We start from the raw sequence: 21,489 nt of genomic DNA on the forward strand, positions 1-21,489 counted from the left end.
AGGAGGCATTTTGCGAATGGCACACGGCCACAAATCAAACGAAAAAGTAGTATTCGTTGGTGACTCGCGGGTTCGTAAAAAAGCGGTAACTGGACCGATTACACCACCTGACTATTCCGCTTATCCAGGTAAATCGGAAGCATTTATTCCGAACTTCCTGCTTAAGGAGTGGATGGTTGGTGTTGTCGTACTCGTTGGATTTCTTGTTCTGACGATTTCAGAAGCAGCTCCGCTTGGTTATCCGGCGGATCCTACGAATGCATCTTTTATTCCGATGCCGGACTGGTACTTCCTGTTCCTGTATCAATTCCTTAAATTGCAATACGTATCGAAGGACTATGTCGTTCTCGGTACTGTAGGCGTTCCGGGTATTGCATTCGGTGCGTTAATGCTGGCTCCATTCTTGGATACGGGTAAAGAGCGTCGTTTCTACAGACGTCCGATTACTTCGATTCTAATGTTCATGTCGCTTATTTCTGTCTTCTACTTAACGAAGCAATCGTGGGATCACTACCAGCACGAGCTGAAGCTGACAAACACGATTCCTGAGCATATCATTCGTGAAGAGAAAGCGCGTGAAGCTGCAGAGAAAGCCGCAGAATCCGGCGGTGGCGGCGGAGAAGCAGCGGCTGTCGAAATTCCGCTCGTGGATAAAGACGATCCAGCTGTCGAGCTGACTAAGAAAGCACAATGCGTAGCATGTCATGGTGCGGATCTGAAAGGTAACGAAAGCGCTGGAATCCCATCTTTCCATGGTATCGGCGATGAATTCAGCAAAGAAGAGCTTGTTGATATCGTAACGAACGGTAAAAACAACATGCCTTCATTCAAAGACAAGCTGACAGCTGAAGAAATTGATCAGCTAACCACTTGGCTCTCGAAGCAAAAAGCAAAATAAACATAGCACAAACTAAACCTGATCGTACGTTGCGATCAGGTTTTTTTATAAACTAGGGGTACGATTTTGGTTATACTTGTTACTGTTACCACCTTGTAGGAGAGTGATCTGGTGTTGAAGACTGCGGGATTCTTGTGGATTCGCACTTTGTGGACGAATCGGCTGTTTCTATGGCTGATGGTGTTAACGAATGCAGCAGGAACTGTATACGGTTACATCTGGTACGGCAAGCAAATGGAGTACACCTTGCAATTTCATCCGGTTTGGCGGGTTGTTTTTGTTCCGGACAGTCCGACAGCCAGCTTATTCTTTACTTTATCGCTGTTGTTTCTCATTTTTCCGGTGCTTGCGAAGCCGAATCCACTTTACATAGGACTGCGCTCCATCATTGAAGCACTCGGCGTCGTTACTTCAATAAAATATGGCATATGGGCAGTCACAATGATCGCTGCAGGCGCGGCACAAGGCGATCAGCTCGAATGGCAGCATTACATGCTGATTGTTTCTCACTTGGCTATGGCTGTTGAAGCGCTCATCTATATTCGGTTTATGCTCTTTGGCCGTTTTGCTGCTTTTCTCGCGCTGCTGTGGCTGCTCCTGAACGATACGATGGATTATACCTATTTCATCTATCCGTGGCTTCCAGATGTGCTGGAGAATGATTTGCCGGCGATCCAGTCGTTTACAATGGGCTTATCTGTCGTCAGTTTGCTTGTAACTTGGCTCTTTATCTCATTTCGAAAGGTCTAAGTTTGGACATCCCCCCATACCTTGTTAATGGGGGGGATGAGAGCATGCGTTCATCAACGCTATTCGCGCTGTTATGCAGTGTAGTGATTACCGTGTTGCTTTCCGGCTGCAATCTATATAATTACGCTGCCGGAAATTTGGCCAAGCCTGCATCATCGGCGCCTAGCACGGATCCGAGGTCCAATGCCATCGCACAGCTGAGTACATTGTCTGATCAAATTTACACGGCTGCTTACGGATCTAACCGCCAACTGGTGTATACGCTGCTGCAGCGTCTTGAAACGATTTCGGCAGCACCGATTGTACGCAAAAGCGGGACGGCTGCAGGCTGGACTGCCTTTGACGAAAGTATGGCTCTGGCGAAGGCTGCGCTGTTACAGAAGCAAGCAAGCGGGTTATGGTATACGCAAGCAGCAAGGCTTAAGCTGGCCGCAGATGCGTTGAACAGGCCTAATGTGCCGCTGTGGCTGCAATATGAAGGCATACTGCGAGAAGATGAACAACGGATTCGAACAGCCTGGCAGATGCAGTCTGAGGGGCGTGCTGAAGCGGCAACTGTGACGCTTGGCATTTACAGGGAGCATGTAGAACGTTTCGAGGTAGCTGCGTTGATGCAGCGGGATGAAGCCAGCTTACGTCTATTGAAGGAACAGATGACGTATGCGGAGCAGGTACTTGCAGGGGTTGAAGGGGGTACGGTGAGTCCGGAAGCGGTACAAATTGCGCTGAGTGGGCTGGATCATGCCGCCAATCAATTATTTAGACGTTCGGATGGGGAAGTCGCAATCGCGGAAGTGATTCCGCCGGGAACGACCATTGGCAGTCTTCGCAATGGCCGCGCCCAAATCGCGGAAATGTTTATTGCCGCTTTCGTCATGGCGATTCTGGCTCTGGCCGGCTGGCGCAAATACAGGCAGCAGCCGAACGGGGTTCCTTTTCCACGAGAGCGTTTCAAATAAGTGAGGTTATTCTTCTTTGAACCCTTCACCGAGGACATCATGTACTTCGGATATAACGATAAAAGCAAGCGGGTCTATACTGCGAACGATCGATTTCAACTGTCGGATTTCATGACGGGCGACGACGCAGTAGAGGACCTGTTTTTGTTTGCCTGAGTAAGCGCCTTTCGCCGGGAAGATGGTCACGCCGCGTTCCATTTCTTTCGTTATTTGCAGACCGATCTCATCGCCGGACTCGGTAATGATCGAGAATGCTTTTGCCGCATAGGCACCTTCTTGGATGAAATCGATCATCTTCGATGCAATGAATACGGCTACGAGCGTGTATAACACTTTCTCCTTCGTGATGTACAGAAGTGAGATGCCGATAATGAGAATATCAAGCGATAAAATAACTTGTCCCATGCTCCAGCCCCTCAGCTTAGAGGCAATACGGGCAATGATATCGACGCCGCCTGTGGTACCTCCGAAGCGGAACACGATTCCTAGGCCTGCTCCGAGCGTTACGCCCGCATAAAGTGCTGCTAATATGTAGTCATTGGAAGTTTGAAACGGTACGATCCAACCTGCTGCAATCATTTTTTCCATTAAATAGAGAAACAAGGACAAGGACACGCTGCCGAATATGGTATAGCCGGTATGGGAGCGTCCGAGTACTTTCCAGCCTATGAAGTAGAGCGGGATATTGAGTACAAGTGTTGAGATGGAAAGCGGCCAGTCGAGCGAGTAGTTAAGCAAGATCGCGATCCCGGTGACGCCGCCTTCCATGAGCTGATTCGGGATGAGAAAGTAATGGAGCCCGAATGCATAGATGGCTGTACCCAGCATGACCATCGGAAGCGTGCGAAGCAGCTGTGCATAATTGGTTTTCAAAGGGGAATTCTCTCCTTTCCGCAAGGTCGTAAAATTATGAAGGCTTTAACATAGTATGTCTCTTTGCAGGGATTGTCAAAAGCATTGTTTTCAAAAGCGCTTTGATATAACATATGAAAAGAACCTCATGTCAAGAGAGGATGTTTCATGTGTCAGAGAAATCAATGGCCGAGCTGCAGCGGGAAGTCGACGCGTATATCTCCCAGTTCAAGGAAGGTTACTTTAGTCCGCTGTCCATGCTGGCCAGGATGACGGAAGAAGTAGGCGAGCTTGCGCGCGAGGTCAATCATCAATTCGGCGAGAAACCTAAGAAAAGTGATGAAGCGGACAACTCCATCGAGAATGAGCTGGGTGACATTTTATTTATCGTCATTTGCTTCGCAAACTCATTAGGGATCGATCTTACCGAAGCGCATGACCGTATCATGCATAAGTTTAATACAAGAGATGCCGATCGCTGGACACGAAAAAACGTCGAACCGTAAGTCGTGTCCTTACATATGCTGTACCATCACCTGTGTACAAGGAGGATGGGCGGATGGACGGAGAGAGCAGTATTAAGAAAGCTTACGAAGCCATCCTAAGCGGCGATTTCGAACAGGCAATCCTGTTTTTTGAAGAAGCGATTGCGCTGGATCCGAGTAATGGAGCAGCTTACTATAAATGCTCGATCACTTGTGCCCGCAGCGGAAAATGGCAGAAGGCGCTCCAATATGCAGAACAGGCGGTACAGCTTGAACCTTTGCAAGTGATTTATCAGTTCCACCTGGAAACGGTAAAAGCTAAGGCACTTGTACTGCAAGCAGAAGGATTGTTGTCTCGTTCGTCGACGCATACCGAGGATGCACTTGCCTTGCTTCATGAAGCATCAAGGCTGGATCCCCTCAATATTGAGGCGCTGCTTATGCTAAGCGCGGCCTACGCGACGATCAGCCGGTTTGAAGAGGCTTCCCTCTATGCTCGCGAGGCGGTAAGGCTTGAGCCTGAGCATGCGGCTGCACGCCGGTTATTCGCCGATATGAATCGCAAGCGGCGAATGCTGAGAGCGAACAGTCAACGTACTAAACGGAAAAGGAACAGGTGAAAGCAGGATGTCGACGGAATTGATTCGAGTTGCAGTAATGGGAGCAAGCGGCCGCATGGGTCGTGAGGTCGTGAAAATGGTACTACAAGATGAAATACTTACGCTGGCGGCTGCGGTATCTCCATCAGCAGGTCCGATCGATGCCGGTACATTGGTCGGACTTCAGCCATGCGGCGTTATCGTTAGTGCAGATCTGGACGAAGCTTTGGCAGCAGCAAATGCGGATGTACTCGTTGATTTTACAGTACCAAGTGCCGCATACGGCAATACTACAACGGCAATTGCTCACGGTGTCCGTCCGGTTATCGGAACGACGGGATTAACGCCTGAGCAAATGACTGAATTGGACGAGCTGTGCAAAGAGAGAGGCATTGGTGCTTTGATTGCTCCTAACTTCTCTATTGGCGCGATCCTTATGATGCGTTTTGCTGCCCAAGCAGCTAAGTATATGCCTCATGTTGAAATTATCGAATATCACGGAGATCAGAAGCTCGATGCTCCGTCAGGGACTTCCATCAAGACAGCAGAGCTGATCTCAGCTGCACGTCAAGAGCTGCGTCAAGGGAATCCGAAGGAAGAGGAAATTATCGAAGGCGCACGCGGTGGCTATTACAATGGATTCCGTATACATAGTGTTCGTTTGCCGGGTGTATTCGCTCAACAAGAGGTTGTATTCGGCGGTCATGGGCAAACGCTCAAAATTCGTCATGATTCCTACGAGCGTGCCGGTTATATGCCGGGCGTCAGCGTAGCTTGCAAGAAAGTAATGACTTATACGGGACTCATTTATGGCTTCGAGCATTTGATGGACTAAATAACCTAATAAACCGCGCAAATGACATCACATGCGGATATTCAGGAGAGGAGTGCGGCTGGTAATGAACATCGCGTTTATTGCGCACGATCGAAAGAAAGATGAAATGGTTAACTTTGTCATCGCATACGAGCATGTTTTTCAAGGCCATAAGCTCTATTCGACAGGTACGACGGGCACACGGATTATGGAGCAAACAAAATTGTCGATCCATCGCTTCATGTCCGGTCCGCTTGGCGGCGATCAGCAAATCGGAGCTCTTGTGGCACAAAATGAAATGGATCTCATCATCTTCCTGCGTGATCCCTTGATGGCGCAGCCGCACGAGCCGGACATCATCGCGCTTCTGAGGCTTTGTGACGTACAAGGAATTCCGGTAGCGACGAATGTGGCTACAGGCGAGCTGCTGGTCAGAGCGCTGCAACGCGGCGATTTCGCTTGGCGTGAGCTTGTTCATAAATACAAGCCAGGTGAAGCGGAATGATCGAAGCTGTCGATATTCTTGCATTCGGCGCCCATCCCGATGATGTTGAAATCGGCATGGGGGGCACGATTGCCAAACATACGTCTGAAGGCGTTAAGGTTGCCATTTGCGATTTGACAGAAGCGGAAATGTCATCCAATGGCACCGTCGAAATGAGGCGGCAGGAAGCTGCCGAAGCTTCTAAGGTGCTAGGTTTATCCTATCGTTCGACACTGAAGCTGCCGGACAGGGGCTTAACCGGAGCGGCTGATCAAATCGAGGCCATTGTCGCTGAAATCCGTCGATTGCGCCCGCGTCTAGTCTTTGCACCTTATTGGTCGGACAGGCATCCGGATCATGTCAGCTGCAGCCGACTGATCGAAGAGGCCGTTTTCAATGCCAAGCTTCGCAATTACTTGCCTGAATTGCCGCCTGTACAAGTGGAGCAGCTGTACTTCTATTACATAAACGACAGCAATGAAGTAAGTCTCATCACCGATATCAGCGAGCACATGGATACAAAGATTAAATCGCTCCAGGCATATCGCTCGCAGTTTGCGCCGCCGCAGCCAGGGGAAGACCGTGTACAGACGCCGCTTACCGATCGTTATATTCAGCGTGTTGAAGCGCGGGACATGCTATTGGGACAGACAAGAGGCTGGGCTTATGCGGAAGGATTTGCAATAAAGCGCCCACATACGGTAACTTTATTTTAAAGAATGATCTAAAGTAGCGGAATTCGCCTAATTCGGGCATATAATTGAAAAAACGAGTTCATCCGCTCGAAGGATGGCGATAACCGTTTATTCTTAATAGCGTTGTACAACAGGAGGTGGAAGACATGGCCAAACGCTTGAAAATCGGGATTACTTGTTATCCGACACTCGGCGGCTCCGGCGTTGTTGCAACGGAGCTTGGGAAGCTTCTTGCAGAGAAGGGGCATGAAATTCATTTTATTACACATAGCGTTCCTTTCCGACTTGGGCAATTCCAGAAAAACATCTTTTATCATGAAGTTGAAGTAAACGATTATTATGTGTTCCGTTACCCGCCTTATGATTTATCATTAGCCAGCAAAATGGCGCAGGTCGTCAAAAACCAACAGCTTGATGTGCTTCATGTGCATTATGCGGTTCCGCATGCTGTCTGCGCGTTCCTCGCGAAGCAAATGGTCGGAGATCATCTGAAGACCGTTACGACGCTGCATGGCACGGATATCACCGTGCTTGCGCAAGATGAGTCGCTCAAGGATCTAATCCGGATGGGCATTAACAAAAGCGATGCGGTGACGGCGGTTTCCAATGATCTTATTCATGAAACCCGCGAGCTGCTCGATATTACGAAACCGATTGAGCTTACTTACAACTTTGTCGATAAACGAGTCTATTACCCGCGGGAGTGCAGCTCCTTGCGAAGCGATTTCGCGAGTAAAGACGAGAAGATATTAATGCATATTTCCAACTTCAGACCGGTTAAGCGGCTTAGTGATGTCGTAGATATCTTTGCGAAGGTGGCAAAGGAAGTGCCAAGCCGTTTGCTGCTCGTTGGAGAAGGACCGGATTTACCGAAGGTACAGATGAAAATTCGCCAGCTTGGCCTGCAGGATCGGGTTCATTTCCTTGGCAAACAGGATGATGTCGCACAGGTGATTTCGATTGCGGACGTCATGCTGCTGCCTTCGGAGAAAGAGAGCTTCGGACTGGTTGCACTTGAAGCAATGGCTTGCGGCGTACCGACAATCGGATCGATTGCCGGCGGTATTCCTGAGCTTGTCACGCATGGCGAAACCGGCTACTTATCGCCAATCGGCGATACGGACAGCATGGCTGCCAATGCGATCAAGCTGCTGCGCAATCCTGAACTGTACCGTCAAGTCCGCGAGGCTTGCCTTCACCGGGCTCGCCGCCAGTTCTGCAATGATTTGATCACAGCGGAATACGAGCGGATCTACTACAAGGTGCTCGGCATTGAAGCGGATATTCCGGTACCGGTTTGCGATTAATAAATGCGTAATTTCGATGAAAAATAAACCTCAGGAGGGGAGTGCCGATGTCGTGGAGTGATGCGCTGACAAGGGCGCTCCCTTTGCTTCATACACTTGAAAGCTTAGGGCATGAAACGGTGTTCGTAGGCGGCTGTGTCCGCGATACGATTATGGGACGGACGCTCAAGGATGTTGATATTGCAACCGCAGCATCCCCGGAGCAGGTTATTGCTGCATTTCCGCATACGATTCCTACCGGATTGCAGCATGGAACAGTTACGGTTGTGCATGAACGTGTAACCTACGAGGTGACGACGTTCCGTACGGAATCGGTATACGAGAAATTCAGGCGGCCAGCACAGGTTCAATTCGTAAAGAGCTTAGACGAGGACCTGCTGCGGCGCGATTTCACGATTAACAGCATGGCGATGCGTAGTGATGGATCCATCTATGATCCATTCGGCGGGCAGCGGGATCTGCGAGAAGGCGTTCTTCGCTGCGTTGGTGATCCGGATGCGAGATTGCAGGAGGATGCGCTTCGTATTGTCCGCGCGGTGCGGTTTGCAGCAGCATTTGAACTGCGGATTGCGATGCAGACTTGGCGAGCCGTTCTGCGCCATCGGCATTTGCTTGCGCATATTGCGATGGAACGAATCGGCCTGGAATTCGATAAAATGATCGGGGGCAGCGATCCTGCACGTGCAGCTGCCTATCTTGCGGTAAGCGGACTGCTCAAGCATACGAAAGAACCGTTGCCGCAGCTTATGGTGGAGTCGGCGGAACAATACAGACGTGAACACAATGAGGCTTCATTGCAAGCTCATAGAAACGTCATACAGGACATGATTCGGCTGGAAGCTGACGAGGATCGCTGGGCTGCGCTATGCATGTCGCTTCGATTAGACCAAGGACAAGCCAACGAATTGTTCGCAAGACTCCGTTATGCAACAGCTCGCAGTGGGCAGTTGAAAGCTGTAATAGGCATTCACAACGAACTGCAGAGTGATCTTAGTCTGGACGAATGCGGGCGCCGCAAGTGGGTTCGTCTTATTTTGCAATACGGGAAACAAGCTGCTCAGCAGTGGCTGCGAATCGGCACAGCGATACCTGAGCTTGTTTCGACAGAGGCAGCGATGTCCAATAATATAGTAAAGCAGCTTCACGAGTGGCTGGGTGCCGTTCCGGCTTCTGCGATCCGAGAGCTGGCCGTCAAAGGAACGGATATCCTAGCGTTCTCAAAACAATCATCCGGGCCATGGCTCGGCAATTTGCTAAATAAGCTGTTGCATGCTGTGGCAGCTGGAGATATTCCGAATGACAAACAGGCTTTGCTGAAGGCAGCTGCCGATGCATTGCTCCATAACCATAGATCGGAAGTCCAAGAGGAGTTAACATGAATCGGATACTAGAGCTGTTAGAGCAGCAATCGGCTGGGACGGGTTACCTCTCAGGCGAACTGCTGAGTCAAGAGCTCCAAATCAGCCGTACGGCGGTTTGGAAGCAAATAAAGAAGCTGGAGGCGGCCGGCTACCATATTGAAGCCTCAAGGCGGTTAGGCTATCGTTTGATCGGCCGTCCTTCCAAGCTTACACCGCAGGAATTGACATTGAAGCTGCAAAGCAAAGGAACTTCGATCATACAGAAGATCCGCCTGTTCGACTCCGTTGATTCCACGCAAAATATTGCGCAGCGATTGGCCGAAGAAGGTGCAGCAGAAGGCACGCTGGTCATCGCGGAGCAGCAGACGAGCGGGCGAGGCCGATTAGGACGCAAATGGGTGTCGCCATCAGGAAAAGGCATCTATATGAGCTTTATACTTAGACCGGGAATGCCGCTGCATTTTGCTCCGCAGCTTACGCTGTTAACAGCTGTTGCGCTCTGCCGCGCACTGCGAGCCATTGCTTCGCCGCTCGATATTGGCATCAAATGGCCAAACGACCTGCTGATCGGCGGCAAGAAAATAAGCGGCATTCTGCTGGAATCCACCGCTGAAGAAGAACGGCTGCGTTACGTGATTGCCGGCATTGGCATCAGCGTCAACCTAACGGCGGATGATTTCCCGCAGGAGCTGCTGGATATCGCAACCTCGCTGCAGATCGAGCTTGGCAAGCCGCTTGATCGGGCTGAAATTATTGCCGCGTTCTTCGAACAGTTCGAACAGCTCTATACGATCTATCAGAAGGACGGCTTCGGCCCCATCCGAATGTTATGGGAGGCGCTGTCGGTTACGCTGAATAAACCGACAAGATTGATTCTCTCAAGCGGTGAAACCATCGCCACACCGGTCGGGCTTAATGAGCAAGGGGCTCTGCTTGTCCGGAAGAGCGATGGGACGATCGTACCGATATTTTCGAGTGAACAAGTGCCCCAAGGATAGGCGAAGGGTTCATAGACGCGGCATCGATTTTTTGATATACTCGCCTTACTAGCATGCTCCATTAATGGGTGGTATCGTCGCGTACGAACTGCACCGGAAAGTGGAGCTTCAGTTTGCGGATAGAATTGGATGTATCGTTAAGCAGTGCGCATTCTGCTCTGAGCCGTTAGGGACCGAGACAGAAGGAAGCTCTTCTTGAAACGCTTCTCCGCCAATAGGCCGGTGACAGCCGTTTCACCTTGAAACAGGACGTTCCTTTTTGGATTGGACCTTTGTAGCGGGTGCTAGAAGGTTTTTTTGTGTTGATCACATAGGACGACCCGCGATCGTGAAAGCTTAAACTAAGCTTTACAGATCCACGAGAGGGAGCCGGACCAATCCCTGAAGGAGGACGGAGCAATGAAACAACCGTTGACTATTACGAAGCTTAAGAAAATGAAGCAAAGCGGCGAGCCAATTTCCATGCTTACCGCCTATGATTATCCTTCGGCTAAGCTTGCCGAAGAAGCCGGAATTGATGTGATTCTTGTCGGGGATTCACTCGGCAATGTGGTGCTCGGTTACGACACGACAATTCCGGTAACGTTAGACGACATGGTTTATCATTCCAGAGCAGTAGCTCGTGGTGCAACAAATACATTTATCGTCGCCGATTTGCCGTTCATGACTTACCGGCTTGGCAAGGAAACGACACTCCGCAATGCGGGCCGGTTGCTGCAGGAAGGTTATGCGCATGCCGTGAAATTGGAAGGTGGCGCAGATATCGCGGACGAAGTTGCCGCATGTGTCAGAGCGGGCATTCCAGTTATGGGACATATCGGACTTACACCGCAGTCCGTTCATCAGCTCGGCGGTTATCGTGTGCAAGGCAAGCTAGAGCGCGAAGCGCAGCAGCTCATTGAAGATGCCAAGGCGCTTGAAGCGGCCGGAGCGTTCAGTATCGTGCTCGAGCTTGTGACGGAACCATTGGCTGAAGCGATCTCGTCGGCGCTTTCGATTCCGACCATCGGGATCGGTGCCGGCCGCGGCTGCGATGGTCAAGTGCTCGTGTATCACGATATTTTGCAATATGCATCACCCTATCGGGAGAAGCGTTTCGTCAAAACCTATGCGGACCTTGGAACAACGATCCGTAATGCTATCGGCTCCTACGTTTCCGAAGTGAAGTCCCGCGAATTCCCGCAGGAAGCGCATGCGTTTCCGATGGAGCAGGAACTGTTGAGGCAGCTTTATGGCTCAGGTTCGGAGCCGGCCACAGGATCAGGGGCAGCATCTACCTCCGCTAAAGGAGAAACAACCGCAGCGGCGACATCCAAGCAAGCTGAGAAGCCTGTGGCAGATGCCGTCAAAGGAGGCGGACTGGTGTGATTGTTTGTACCACGATTCAAGAACTCAGAGCTCACCTGGCAGAGCAGCGAAAGAACAAACCGGAAGGTCTTATCGGCATCGTTCCTACAATGGGATTTCTGCACGAAGGTCATGCAAGCCTGATGAAGCGGGCGCGTGAAGAATGCAATTATACGGTTTTAACCATATTCGTAAACCCGCTTCAATTTGGACCGAATGAAGATTTCGACCGCTACCCAAGGGATTTGGAGCGGGATTCCGCTCTTGCGCGGGCTAATGGAATTGACTTACTGTTTGCGCCGACCGTTCAAGAAATGTACCCGACCAAACCGCTGACTAAGGTGCTGATTACTGAAGTGACCGAACGATTGTGCGGCGCTTCGCGTCCGGGTCATTTTGACGGTGTCGGTATTGTCGTCAGTAAGCTGTTTAATCTGGTTCAACCGAATCGTGCCTATTTCGGCATGAAAGACGCGCAGCAGGTTGCAGTTATCGAACAGATGGTACATGATCTCAATATGCCGGTTCGAATCGTGCGCTGTGAAACGGTACGTGAAGCAGATGGTCTCGCCATGAGCTCGCGGAATGTGTATTTAAGCGCCGATCAGCGCAAGCAAGCCGTTATATTGTCAGAGACGCTTAGAGCGGCCGAGAGCTGGCTTAAGCAGCCTGGAATGACGCGTCTGAAGCTGTCTAAGCTCATCGCGGATTCGATTCAATCGGTTCCGCTTGCGGAGATTGATTACGCGGAATTACTTTCATACCCGAATTTATCGCCTTTGGATGCCAATACGGAATTATCAACTTTATCTCAAACCATAATAATTGCGCTTGCGGTTAAATTCGGCAGCACGCGCTTGATTGACAATCGTTTATTTCAACTCGGCGGAGGTGACACAAATGTTCAGAACGATGATGAAATCCAAGCTTCACCGGGCGACCGTCACGGAAGCGAACCTCAATTATGTGGGCAGCATCACCATTGATGAGGACTTGATGGATCTTGCCGATCTTTGGGCTAATGAGAAAGTGCAAATCGTCAATAATAATAACGGTGCCCGTCTGGAGACATACGTCATTACAGGGCCGCGCGGCTCCGGCGTGATCTGTTTGAATGGTGCAGCGGCACGCCTTGTACAGCCTGGAGATAATGTCATTATTATCGGGTACGGCATGATGACCGAGGAAGAGGCTCGGACGTACAAGCCAAAGGTTGTCATCCTCGATGCAGGAAACAAGCCTGTTCAACTGCTTGAGCAGGAATTGCATGCCACTATTTTGTAAACGGCCGTCAACCGCACTTGATGCCAGCGCTGTGAAACGTCTGGGATAGGGTATGAAAAGCAGTGCCGGGGCAAAGAATGAGCATAACAAATTCACTTCTATCCTGGCGTGAAGGTGGGTGCGTACGATATGTTCAAACATGTATTTGCTACCATGCAGGAAATGCTCGAAGAAATTATTATCCATTATCCGCACGCAAACGGCGCACAACGCAAGCAGCTTGATGATCAGTTGTCCTCGCTTAAGCAGTTCAGCGATACGTTTATCGAGGAATGGCTTCAGTTTGAAGAGAAAATGGCGGATTTCCGAGATCTGCAGCTGGCACATTCGAAAGGCAGCTCTGTCGGCCAAATACCGCCGCTTAAGCCGGCAGCACCTGTGCCCGGTTATCCCAAGATCATCTCGGCCGTCCCAGCACCATCCGTCCAGCAGCAGAAGCCTGCTGCAGCAAGCAAAGGAAATCCAAGCGCGGCTGCACCGATCGAGAAGTCAGATCCATTAGATGATGATGCCGCGTTCGAAATGCAGCAGGCGATGTCCAAAGGTCAGGGCTATTTTAAATTATTTATGTTTAAGGATGCGTTCAAGCATTTCCAAGATGCGGTCAGAAGATCGCCGGATGATAATCGTGCACGGCTGTTCCTGGGCATGACCTGCATGCATTTACAGGAATGGCATGAAGCTCAGCGTCACTTCCAGCTGCTGGTCGAGGTTACCGAGCATCCGAAGTGGAAGGCGCTCGGCCTTAATGCACTGGGCTGCATACAAGCGGTTCGCATGAATTTAGAACAGGCGGCCATCTACTTTGAGAAGGCCCATGAAGCGGATCCTAATTTTACCGATCCATTGTCGAATATGAAGTCATGCGAGCAGCATGCAGGCCAGCTATCCTTGTTATTCGGGAGTGGCCAGCTTTAGTTTTTGTGAGAGGATACTTACCGGATGAATTATGCCGTACTGGATTTGGAAACGACCGGTCATAGTGCCGGCGATGAAATGATACAAGTAGGTCTTGTGCTGCTGGATGAAGAATTAAACGTTGTTCATTCCTACAGTACGTTTGTCAAACCGACCATTGCGATTCCGCCGTTCATTACGCAGCTAACCGGCATTGATGAATCGATGGTCGCGGATGCGCCTGAGCTGGATGAAGTGCTGCTTGAGCTTATACCTCTTCTCAGCGATGCCGTGCTCGTTGCGCACAATGTCGCCTTTGATGCGGGTTTCCTTAATTCGGCGCTTGATCGCTGCGGTTATTTGCCTTTTGACGGAAGAAGGCTCGATACAATCGATTTATTGCGTATTCTTTATCCAACCTTAACGACCTATCAGCTGGGCGCGGTGACGGAATTGTTCGGTATTGAACATGACCAGCATCACCGCGCAGACAGCGATGCGATGGCAACTGCAGAGCTGTTCAGCAATTGCTATAACAAGCTGAGAAGCCTGCCGCTGTTAACGCTGCAGCGACTGGCTAATCTGCTCGGCGATGATTTGGATGATCTGGGCTGGTTCGTTTCCCAAATGGCCTTCCTGAAAGAAACGCAAACCTCCATCGATCCGGATGCTTATCATTATTTCCGTCAATTTGCCATGAAAGCAGGCGATTGGTCGGAGGAGCAGCATCCAAGGGAGAACATGGACGAGGAATCCGGAACGTTTGTGACAGACTGGACGTTCCCGCAATTTCTGACGCATATCAAGAATGAAATTGCTGCCCTTATTCCCGGCTATGAAGAACGCGAGCCGCAAAATATGATGTTTCAAGAAGTGATTGACGCGCTGGAAGAAGAGCGTCATTTGCTCATAGAAGCGGGCACAGGCACAGGAAAGTCGCTGGGCTACCTGATCCCGGCTCTATACTATGGTGTCCAGCACAATAAGAAGATAGTCGTCAGCACGCATACCATTAACCTGCAGGAACAACTGCGGGCCCGCGATCTGCCGCTGCTGCAGGCTGTCATGCCTTATCCATTCCGAGCCGCCGTCTTTAAGGGACGCGGCAATTATTTATGTTTACGCAAATTTGAAGGTAAAGTAAATATGCGTGATTTCGCTTCACCGGCGGAAGATCGAATTACGGCTTCGCAGATGGTCGTATGGCTTAGCGAATCGAATCATGGGGATCAGGAAGAGTTGAATTTCGGTAATCGCGGCGCTGATTTCTGGAGTACGGTTGCAAGTGACACCGATTCCTGTCTCAACCGTGCTTGTCCGTGGTTCAAACGCTGCTATTATCACCGGGCCAAGCAGGAAGCGAATATTGCGGATGTCGTGATCACGAATCACTCGATGCTCTTCACGGATATACGGGCTGATCACCGTTTACTTCCGGGTTATGAACATCTCATCTTGGATGAAGCCCATCACTTGGAAGAGGTCGCGGGTAAACATCTGGGTACGCAGGTTTCTTACTATTCCGTTCAGCATCCTGTTATCAGGCTTTGCAAAGATGCGCGCAATGGTCAATTGATTGCACTGAAGAGCAGGCTGGCGAACGAAAACGTCGAAAAGACCCAGAAATGGCGTGAAGAAATTGATGAAGTTGTCCCGGTATTCGGTGATTTGCGCGATGAATGGGATCGTTTGTTTGAAATGCTGTACACCTTAATGGGTAACAGTGCATCCGGTACGAAGAGCTCCGGAGATGCTTCAAGCGGCGAAACCGGACAATTCGTACTCAGACTGCGCAGCGGTAAGCTGCCGGACTATTGGTCAGATGCACAGCTCATTGAGGAAGCGATCAACGGCTATTTGAGCCAGATTATTCGTCCGCTTGATAAGGTGTTCGCCGCTATCAAAGAAGAGATCGATGATCCGGGCATCGCCGCGCTGGTGACAGACTTAAGCGGTACAATCAAGGATTTGTCCAGAGCCAGAGATGATTTGCGTCAGTTTATGAAGGCCGATAAGACGGATACGGTATATTGGCTTGAAGCGAACAGCAACTCAAGAGCGAAATCGATTCAGCTTTACGCTGTCCCTGCGGATGTAAGCAGCCAGCTGCGAACTTATTTCTTCGATATTAAGAAAAGCGTCATTCTGACTTCAGCGACCTTATCCGTTCAGAAATCGTTTCAATATGCCTGTGAGCAGTTAGGACTAACGCAAGATGAGGAGCAGGGACGTCTTAAGACGGTTCAATTGCCTTCACCCTTTAATTACAGAGAGCAAGCGCTGGTCATCATTCCGCGCAACTTCCCTGTACTGAAAGGTGCCGCCGGAGATCCCCAGTTCAATGATATGCTGGTGAAGTCATTGACAGAGGCGGCCATTGAGACCAAAGGACGGATGCTCGTTCTCTTCACGTCTTACAGAATGCTGAAGCAGGTGTATGAACCGCTCAAGGAAGCACTGGCCGCGACCGGTATCCATGTTCTCGGCCAGGGGATCGACAGCAGTAATCGCAGCAAGCTGACCAGAAGATTCCAACAGCAGCAAGCTTCTGTTCTGCTCGGGACAAGCAGCTTCTGGGAAGGCGTAGATATTCCAGGGGATGCGCTGACCTGCCTTGCGATTGTGAGACTTCCTTTCCAGCCGCCTAATCATCCGCTGGTTGAAGCGAAGTCTGAGCTGCTGCAGGAGCAGAAGCAAAACCCGTTTATGAAGCTTTCTATCCCGCAAGCGGTCATTCGCTTTAAGCAAGGATTTGGCCGCCTCGTACGGACTGCAAAGGATCGCGGCATCGTTCTTATTTACGATACTAGAGTGATTGATACGTATTACGGCAAATATTTTCTGTATTCCTTACCGGGGCCGAAGATCGAGCATATGCATTTAGAGCAGATTGTGCCGCGTATACGTGAATGGCTTGCACCAAGTCCAAGTGAAGAAGAGGTGGGAAAATGAAGCCGATGAAAATATCCGAGGCGGTCGTTCGCAGACTACCGGTTTATCTGCAGGTCTTGAACGATCTGAACATGCGGGATGTCCAGACGGTTTCATCACAAGATCTTGGCAATAAGCTGGATCTGAATCCGGCACAAATCCGAAAAGATCTTGCTTATTTTGGTGATTTTGGCCGAAAAGGGATCGGTTATGATGTCACTTATCTCATCGAGAAGATCCGTCAAATTTTAAAGCTGGACCAGCCGCTCAATGTAGGGCTGGTCGGTGCCGGTAATTTAGGCCGAGCGCTGTGCAACTATAATACGTACTTGAAGGATAATATGAAGATTACAGCCGTATTCGATGTTCATCCTTCTATGGTTGGCGCCTCCATAAACGGGTTGACGGTATTGCCGATGGATAAGCTGAAGGAAACGGTAGCGGCGTGTAACATTCGCATAGGGATCATAACCGTGCCTGCGATTGAAGCGCAGAATGTTGCAGATAAGTTCGTGGAAGCGGGCGTGGACGGTATCTTGAATTTTGCCCCGACGATTCTTCGGGTGCAGGAGCATGTACGCATCCATTATGCGAATTTCACCACGGAGCTGCTGAGCTTAGCGTATTACTTGGACGAAGAAGGGGACGACGAGAATGAAACGGTTGTGGATTGAGAATGGTACTTTCGTCACGATGGACGAGCAGCGTCCCGTATTAAAGGGGCATATGGTCGTCGAAGGCGATACCATTCTGTATTTGGACGAATTAACGCCGGATCCGGCTCCTGAAGGAGCGGAACGTATAGACGGTCAAGGGCTTGTGTTCATGCCCGGCTTAATTAATACACACGGACATGCTGCGATGTCTTTGCTTCGCGGTTATTCCGATGATGAAGCGCTGCAAGTGTGGCTGGAGCAGAAGATGTGGCCGATGGAAGGCAAATATACGGATGAAGATGCACGCTGGGGAACAGCGCTCGCCATAGCTGAGATGCTGAAGTCCGGAACGACAACTTTCGTAGACATGTACGACCGGATGCATATCGTAGCGGAAGTTGTAGAACAATCCGGCATGCGCGGACTGCTGACGCGGGGCGTAATCGGTCTTTGCCCGCCGGATGTCCAAACAGCGAAGCTGGATGAAGCGAAGAAATTTGCTCAAGAGTGGAACGGAAGAGCTAACGGTCGTATTCGGACGATGCTTTCACCGCATGCCCCATACACATGCCCACCAGACTATATTGCTCGTATCGTAGAGGCCGCCAATGAGTTAGATTTGCCATTGCATACGCATATGTCGGAAACGGCTGCAGAAGTGCAATTCAACGTCAATGATTATGGCTGCCGTCCTGTCGAGCATCTGGACAAGCTTGGTTTCTTCTCTCGTCCGGCTTTGGTTGCGCATGCCGTACACTTGACGGATGAAGAGATCGCGCTCCTTGCTGAACGCGGCGTAAGCGTCTCCCATAATCCTGCAAGCAATCTGAAGCTCGCGAGCGGTATTGCCCGTGTACCGGATATGCTGAAAGCCGGCGTAACGGTATCACTTGGTACGGACAGTGCGGCAAGCAACAACAATCTGGATCTGTTCGATGAAATTCGGTTGGCAGCACTTATCCACAAAGGAATTTCGGGCGATCCTACAGCCGTTCCGGCCTGGGAAGCACTCAAGCTCGCTACTGTATATGGTGCGCGTGCGATCTGGCAGGAAGAGCGTCTAGGTGCGCTTAAACCGGGTATGAAGGCGGATTTTATCGCCTTGAATATGGAACAGCCGCATTTCTATCCAAAGACGGAGATTGTCTCGCATCTTGTCTATTCCGGATCCGGACGCGACGTTGTACATGTTTGGGTAGATGGCGTTCAAGTGGTGAAGCAAGGCGAATGTGTCTTCTTGGATGAAGCGCAAATTCGCGCTGAAGCGCAGCGCTGCTTCGAAAGGCTGCTCTCCAGCTAATGCGTGCCAATCGACGCAAAAGACCGCCGGTAATGACAGCAGGCCGATGGATTGCGCTTAGTGCGACCTTGATCATCCTAATCTTAATTGCGCTAAATTGGTATTATCGGTCTGTGCAGTCTCCTGTCTGGAAAGAAGAACAAGCGGTAGAAGCCGAGGCCAAGGATCGAGGCAGTTTAAGCAGTGTGGACAGTTCTTATCATTATGTTTGGGACGAACCGGTCTGGATCGTGAAAGGGAAGGACCATAACGGTGAAACTACATATGTATGGTTAAAGCCAAACGAGTCGTCCATTACACTGCGCGCGGATGAAGGTGTTGCTAAAGACGATATAAAGGAACGGTTTCTGCTCGGGAAGCCGGATGCCTACATCTCTCACTTGAAGCTAGGTTTATTCGGCGGTGAGCCGGTTTGGGAAGTATTCTATTCTCGGAATCAAGCCGGTGTTACGAATCATTATTACGAATTTTACCGTTTCCGGGATGGCACGTTCCTGATTACGTATAAGCTGCCTGCCAGGTAGCGTACGGTAAACGAAGCAATTGAACAGGCAGTAAGTTTGACCATAGTTCCCTTTTATTACACGCCCTCTACATCAGCAGGTTGTGATATACTTTCGTATAGCAGCAAGTGATAGACGAAAGTGCAGCGCAAATTGTTCGATGAAGGGGGCTTTTTGCTATGAAAATACGTTTGCTTCCAGCCATTATAACCGCAGTTATTTCCGCCGGTCTGTTAGTTGGCGGCTGGTATATACACCGTAATGTGGCGACCATTGGTCCACTGGAACGAATCGTTGCTGAAACACCCGGCGTCATAGAAGGCGAGCCGGTTATTAACCGCAGCTCGGTTACGATAGCATTGAAACTGGATCGCGATGCGAGTTTGAGGGACGTTTATGATACCATTGCAACGAAAGGCGATAACATGATCGGAAAGCGCGAGCTGAAGCTTGATTTCCGAAATGATCAACCGACAAAGCAGCTGGATGAGGTTTGGTCTTCGATGCTCTTTGATGTCGCACAGGCGATGGAGCATCGCAATTATGCAGATATCCCGGCAACCTTAAAGCAAGTTCAGAACAAATTCGCCGGTGTTACAGCGGAATCCGAGATGGACGATGTGAATGTTTATATAACGCTGAAAGACAGCAAATCCGAGAAGCATATCGTACTGCCCCGTACGCCAAATACGTTGGGAGCGTGGCCGAATGTTTAAGTATGGGAAAGAAATGGCGATCGGCTTCGTGCCGGTCTTTATCTTATTCTTACAGTTTTACGTTGGTGTGAACACTATCCCGCTCGTATTGCTTGCGGTTATTGTTGGCGGATTGCTCTATATGGCAAAGACGCGCGGCAATTTAGCCACAGTAGGCGGCGGGAGCAGAGGGAAGACAAGACCGACGAAGCCGTTTTCGTTTGAGCAAATAGGCGGACAGGATCGGGCGAAGCAGGAGCTCGTCGAAGCGCTGGATTTTCTAATCCATGTCGATCAAATTTCGAAATTCGGTATTCGTCCGCTTAAGGGTATTCTGCTCACGGGTCCTCCGGGAACAGGCAAAACACTGCTGGCGAAAGCGGCAGCCCATTATACGGATTCGGTTTATGTGGCTGCGTCGGGCTCTGAGTTTGTAGAAATGTATGTCGGTGTCGGCGCAAGCCGTATTCGTGAATTGTTTAAGGAAGCTCGTCAGAAAGCGGCTAAGCAGAACAAGGAAAGTGCTGTTATTTTCATCGATGAGATTGATGTTATCGGCGGTAAACGCGACGGCGGACAACAGCGCGAGTATGATCAAACGCTAAATCAGTTGTTAACGGAGCTAGACGGGATTCATACGTCGGATACACCGCGTATTCTGCTAATCGGCGCAACGAACCGCAAAGAAATGCTGGATAGCGCACTGCTTCGTCCAGGGCGATTCGACCGTCATATCGCCGTTGATTTGCCGGATAAGAAAGGCCGCGCGCATATTCTCAATATTCATGCGGAGAACAAACCGCTTAATGCCGAGGATGTAAATCTAGACAAAATTGCGGAAGAATCGTTCGGTTTCTCCGGTGCGCAACTGGAGAGCGTCATGAATGAAGCCGCCATCTATGCGATGCGCGAAGAAGGCGAAATGATTAGCCAGCGTCATCTGTCCATGGCGATTGATAAAGTGATGATGGGTGAACGCACGGATCGTGAAGCGACGAGCGAAGAGCGTGAGCGTGTTGCTTTACACGAATTGGGCCATGCGATTGCAGCAGAGCTTATTCGTCCGGGAAGTGTCTCTCAGGTAGCTCTGCTGCCTAGGGGACAAGCGCTGGGCTATGTTCGACACAATCCGCAGCAGGATAAATATTTGTATACGAAGCCATTCCTGGAAGGTCAGATTATGATTGCCCTTGGCGGAGCTGCCGCGGAAGAGATGTTTTATGGCGGACGCAGCACAGGCTCAAGAGGTGACTTCGATCAGGCTATGAGCATCGTTCGTTCTATGGTGGAATCAGGTCTTACCGACCTTGGCATTATCGACAGTTCGATGATGACGCCTGACAAATGGGCCGACGTGAACGGTCGTATCCTGAATGAGCTGATGGAACGCGTGAAGCGCATGCTGGAGAGCAATCGCGAAGTGTTTACGTCTTCTTTGAGCGTACTGACTACGGAAGAAACTCTAAGCGGTGACCGCTTCCGTTCATTGCTGGGCAATGCGGTTCAGGAAGAGCAATTGCTTGTCGCACAATAACTGATAGGACGAAGAAGGCGGAGCTCATCCGCCTTCTTTTTTGTCATTTTCTATGACGGCTATGCGAAGAAACGTACTGTACTTCAAAGGACGATGACAGTCGTTTCTTCTTGGTTTAAAAAAATGTATAATAGACGCAG

22 protein-coding genes are annotated in these 21,489 nt (G+C 50.2%); 21 read left to right on the forward strand and 1 reads right to left on the reverse strand.

What is annotated here, in order from left to right; genetic code table 11:
* The first annotated feature begins 16 nt into the window (after nucleotides 1-16).
* The 3 genes from AC50Y3_RS11970 (at nucleotide 17) to AC50Y3_RS11980 (ending at nucleotide 2,607) form a co-directional block, all read left to right on the forward strand.
* Nucleotides 17-898 carry a c-type cytochrome gene (locus tag AC50Y3_RS11970; protein ID WP_494818962.1) on the forward strand — a complete coding sequence of 294 codons (882 nt, stop codon included), beginning with the start codon at nucleotides 17-19 and terminating at the stop codon, nucleotides 896-898.
* A gap of 177 nt (nucleotides 899-1,075) precedes the next feature.
* A complete protein-coding gene (locus AC50Y3_RS11975; protein WP_494819238.1) occupies nucleotides 1,076-1,648 on the forward strand; it encodes a DUF1405 domain-containing protein in 573 nt (190 codons plus the stop codon).
* Between the two features lie 44 nt (nucleotides 1,649-1,692).
* A complete protein-coding gene (locus AC50Y3_RS11980) occupies nucleotides 1,693-2,607 on the forward strand; it encodes a hypothetical protein (RefSeq protein WP_494818963.1) in 915 nt (304 codons plus the stop codon).
* 6 nt (nucleotides 2,608-2,613) lie between these two features.
* Here the strand turns inward: AC50Y3_RS11980 and AC50Y3_RS11985 are convergent, their stop codons facing one another.
* Complete coding sequence (locus tag AC50Y3_RS11985) at nucleotides 2,614-3,441, reverse strand: YitT family protein (protein ID WP_494819239.1); 828 nt, start codon at nucleotides 3,439-3,441, stop codon at nucleotides 2,614-2,616.
* A gap of 203 nt (nucleotides 3,442-3,644) precedes the next feature.
* On the opposite strand from AC50Y3_RS11985, the gene AC50Y3_RS11990 reads away from it, so the two are divergent.
* The 18 genes from AC50Y3_RS11990 (at nucleotide 3,645) to AC50Y3_RS12075 (ending at nucleotide 21,349) form a co-directional block, all read left to right on the forward strand.
* Nucleotides 3,645-3,965, forward strand: a complete 321-nt coding sequence (locus AC50Y3_RS11990) for a nucleotide pyrophosphohydrolase (RefSeq protein ID WP_494819240.1) — start codon at nucleotides 3,645-3,647, stop codon at nucleotides 3,963-3,965.
* A 53-nt stretch (nucleotides 3,966-4,018) separates the two neighbouring features.
* Entirely contained in the window at nucleotides 4,019-4,564 is a 546-nt protein-coding gene (locus tag AC50Y3_RS11995; protein ID WP_494818964.1) for a tetratricopeptide repeat protein, read from the forward strand.
* A 7-nt stretch (nucleotides 4,565-4,571) separates the two neighbouring features.
* Nucleotides 4,572-5,378 carry a 4-hydroxy-tetrahydrodipicolinate reductase gene (dapB, locus tag AC50Y3_RS12000; protein ID WP_494818965.1) on the forward strand — a complete coding sequence of 269 codons (807 nt, stop codon included), beginning with the start codon at nucleotides 4,572-4,574 and terminating at the stop codon, nucleotides 5,376-5,378.
* Nucleotides 5,379-5,442: 64 nt separating this feature from the next.
* Nucleotides 5,443-5,862: a methylglyoxal synthase gene (locus AC50Y3_RS12005; protein ID WP_494818966.1), complete on the forward strand. Its 420-nt coding sequence runs from the start codon at nucleotides 5,443-5,445 to the stop codon at nucleotides 5,860-5,862.
* A complete protein-coding gene (gene bshB1 / locus AC50Y3_RS12010; RefSeq protein WP_494818967.1) occupies nucleotides 5,859-6,557 on the forward strand; it encodes a bacillithiol biosynthesis deacetylase BshB1 in 699 nt (232 codons plus the stop codon). The genes AC50Y3_RS12005 and bshB1 overlap by 4 nt, the downstream gene beginning before the upstream one ends.
* A gap of 125 nt (nucleotides 6,558-6,682) precedes the next feature.
* Entirely contained in the window at nucleotides 6,683-7,843 is a 1,161-nt protein-coding gene (bshA, locus tag AC50Y3_RS12015) for an N-acetyl-alpha-D-glucosaminyl L-malate synthase BshA (RefSeq protein WP_494818968.1), read from the forward strand.
* A 47-nt stretch (nucleotides 7,844-7,890) separates the two neighbouring features.
* Nucleotides 7,891-9,222, forward strand: coding sequence for a CCA tRNA nucleotidyltransferase (locus AC50Y3_RS12020; protein WP_494818969.1), 1,332 nt, complete (start codon nucleotides 7,891-7,893; stop codon nucleotides 9,220-9,222).
* Entirely contained in the window at nucleotides 9,219-10,202 is a 984-nt protein-coding gene (locus AC50Y3_RS12025) for a biotin--[acetyl-CoA-carboxylase] ligase (RefSeq protein ID WP_494818970.1), read from the forward strand. The genes AC50Y3_RS12020 and AC50Y3_RS12025 overlap by 4 nt, the downstream gene beginning before the upstream one ends.
* A 399-nt stretch (nucleotides 10,203-10,601) precedes the next feature.
* The gene (gene panB / locus AC50Y3_RS12030) at nucleotides 10,602-11,570 is read left to right on the forward strand and encodes a 3-methyl-2-oxobutanoate hydroxymethyltransferase (RefSeq protein WP_494818971.1); all 969 of its coding nucleotides are present in this window, start codon (nucleotides 10,602-10,604) and stop codon (nucleotides 11,568-11,570) included.
* Nucleotides 11,567-12,535, forward strand: coding sequence for a pantoate--beta-alanine ligase (gene panC, locus AC50Y3_RS12035; RefSeq protein ID WP_494818972.1), 969 nt, complete (start codon nucleotides 11,567-11,569; stop codon nucleotides 12,533-12,535). The genes panB and panC overlap by 4 nt, the downstream gene beginning before the upstream one ends.
* Entirely contained in the window at nucleotides 12,450-12,833 is a 384-nt protein-coding gene (gene panD / locus AC50Y3_RS12040; RefSeq protein ID WP_494818973.1) for an aspartate 1-decarboxylase, read from the forward strand. The genes panC and panD overlap by 86 nt, the downstream gene beginning before the upstream one ends.
* A 129-nt stretch (nucleotides 12,834-12,962) precedes the next feature.
* Entirely contained in the window at nucleotides 12,963-13,751 is a 789-nt protein-coding gene (locus AC50Y3_RS12045; protein ID WP_494818974.1) for a hypothetical protein, read from the forward strand.
* Between the two features lie 24 nt (nucleotides 13,752-13,775).
* Nucleotides 13,776-16,682 carry an ATP-dependent DNA helicase DinG gene (dinG, locus tag AC50Y3_RS12050; RefSeq protein WP_494818975.1) on the forward strand — a complete coding sequence of 969 codons (2,907 nt, stop codon included), beginning with the start codon at nucleotides 13,776-13,778 and terminating at the stop codon, nucleotides 16,680-16,682.
* Nucleotides 16,679-17,335, forward strand: a complete 657-nt coding sequence (locus tag AC50Y3_RS12055; protein ID WP_494818976.1) for a redox-sensing transcriptional repressor Rex — start codon at nucleotides 16,679-16,681, stop codon at nucleotides 17,333-17,335. Before dinG ends, AC50Y3_RS12055 begins: the two co-directional genes overlap by 4 nt.
* Complete coding sequence (locus AC50Y3_RS12060) at nucleotides 17,316-18,617, forward strand: amidohydrolase (protein ID WP_494818977.1); 1,302 nt, start codon at nucleotides 17,316-17,318, stop codon at nucleotides 18,615-18,617. Before AC50Y3_RS12055 ends, AC50Y3_RS12060 begins: the two co-directional genes overlap by 20 nt.
* Nucleotides 18,617-19,141, forward strand: coding sequence for a cell wall elongation regulator TseB-like domain-containing protein (locus AC50Y3_RS12065; RefSeq protein WP_494818978.1), 525 nt, complete (start codon nucleotides 18,617-18,619; stop codon nucleotides 19,139-19,141). Before AC50Y3_RS12060 ends, AC50Y3_RS12065 begins: the two co-directional genes overlap by 1 nt.
* Nucleotides 19,142-19,299: 158 nt before the next feature.
* Nucleotides 19,300-19,836, forward strand: a complete 537-nt coding sequence (locus AC50Y3_RS12070; RefSeq protein WP_494818979.1) for a hypothetical protein — start codon at nucleotides 19,300-19,302, stop codon at nucleotides 19,834-19,836.
* Nucleotides 19,829-21,349: an AAA family ATPase gene (locus AC50Y3_RS12075; RefSeq protein WP_494818980.1), complete on the forward strand. Its 1,521-nt coding sequence runs from the start codon at nucleotides 19,829-19,831 to the stop codon at nucleotides 21,347-21,349. Before AC50Y3_RS12070 ends, AC50Y3_RS12075 begins: the two co-directional genes overlap by 8 nt.
* The last annotated feature ends 140 nt before the right edge of the window (nucleotides 21,350-21,489 follow it).

The sequence above is a fragment of the Paenibacillus sp. J22R98 genome, assembly GCF_059383835.1.

Coding starts and splice junctions, on each gene's coding strand:
- AC50Y3_RS11980 (WP_494818963.1), top strand. CDS start 1,693: ATGCGTTCATCAACGCTATTCGCGCTGTTATGCAGTGTAGTGATTACC.
- AC50Y3_RS12055 (WP_494818976.1), top strand. CDS start 16,679: ATGAAGCCGATGAAAATATCCGAGGCGGTCGTTCGCAGACTACCGGTT.
- AC50Y3_RS12045 (WP_494818974.1), top strand. CDS start 12,963: ATGTTCAAACATGTATTTGCTACCATGCAGGAAATGCTCGAAGAAATT.
- AC50Y3_RS12075 (WP_494818980.1), top strand. CDS start 19,829: ATGTTTAAGTATGGGAAAGAAATGGCGATCGGCTTCGTGCCGGTCTTT.
- bshA (WP_494818968.1), top strand. CDS start 6,683: ATGGCCAAACGCTTGAAAATCGGGATTACTTGTTATCCGACACTCGGC.
- dinG (WP_494818975.1), top strand. CDS start 13,776: ATGAATTATGCCGTACTGGATTTGGAAACGACCGGTCATAGTGCCGGC.
- AC50Y3_RS12020 (WP_494818969.1), top strand. CDS start 7,891: ATGTCGTGGAGTGATGCGCTGACAAGGGCGCTCCCTTTGCTTCATACA.
- AC50Y3_RS12005 (WP_494818966.1), top strand. CDS start 5,443: ATGAACATCGCGTTTATTGCGCACGATCGAAAGAAAGATGAAATGGTT.
- bshB1 (WP_494818967.1), top strand. CDS start 5,859: ATGATCGAAGCTGTCGATATTCTTGCATTCGGCGCCCATCCCGATGAT.
- AC50Y3_RS11975 (WP_494819238.1), top strand. CDS start 1,076: ATGGTGTTAACGAATGCAGCAGGAACTGTATACGGTTACATCTGGTAC.
- dapB (WP_494818965.1), top strand. CDS start 4,572: ATGTCGACGGAATTGATTCGAGTTGCAGTAATGGGAGCAAGCGGCCGC.
- AC50Y3_RS11985 (WP_494819239.1), bottom strand. CDS start 3,441: ATGGTCATGCTGGGTACAGCCATCTATGCATTCGGGCTCCATTACTTT.
- AC50Y3_RS11970 (WP_494818962.1), top strand. CDS start 17: ATGGCACACGGCCACAAATCAAACGAAAAAGTAGTATTCGTTGGTGAC.
- AC50Y3_RS11995 (WP_494818964.1), top strand. CDS start 4,019: ATGGACGGAGAGAGCAGTATTAAGAAAGCTTACGAAGCCATCCTAAGC.
- panD (WP_494818973.1), top strand. CDS start 12,450: ATGTTCAGAACGATGATGAAATCCAAGCTTCACCGGGCGACCGTCACG.
- AC50Y3_RS12025 (WP_494818970.1), top strand. CDS start 9,219: ATGAATCGGATACTAGAGCTGTTAGAGCAGCAATCGGCTGGGACGGGT.
- AC50Y3_RS12060 (WP_494818977.1), top strand. CDS start 17,316: ATGAAACGGTTGTGGATTGAGAATGGTACTTTCGTCACGATGGACGAG.
- panB (WP_494818971.1), top strand. CDS start 10,602: ATGAAACAACCGTTGACTATTACGAAGCTTAAGAAAATGAAGCAAAGC.
- AC50Y3_RS11990 (WP_494819240.1), top strand. CDS start 3,645: ATGGCCGAGCTGCAGCGGGAAGTCGACGCGTATATCTCCCAGTTCAAG.
- AC50Y3_RS12070 (WP_494818979.1), top strand. CDS start 19,300: ATGAAAATACGTTTGCTTCCAGCCATTATAACCGCAGTTATTTCCGCC.
- AC50Y3_RS12065 (WP_494818978.1), top strand. CDS start 18,617: ATGCGTGCCAATCGACGCAAAAGACCGCCGGTAATGACAGCAGGCCGA.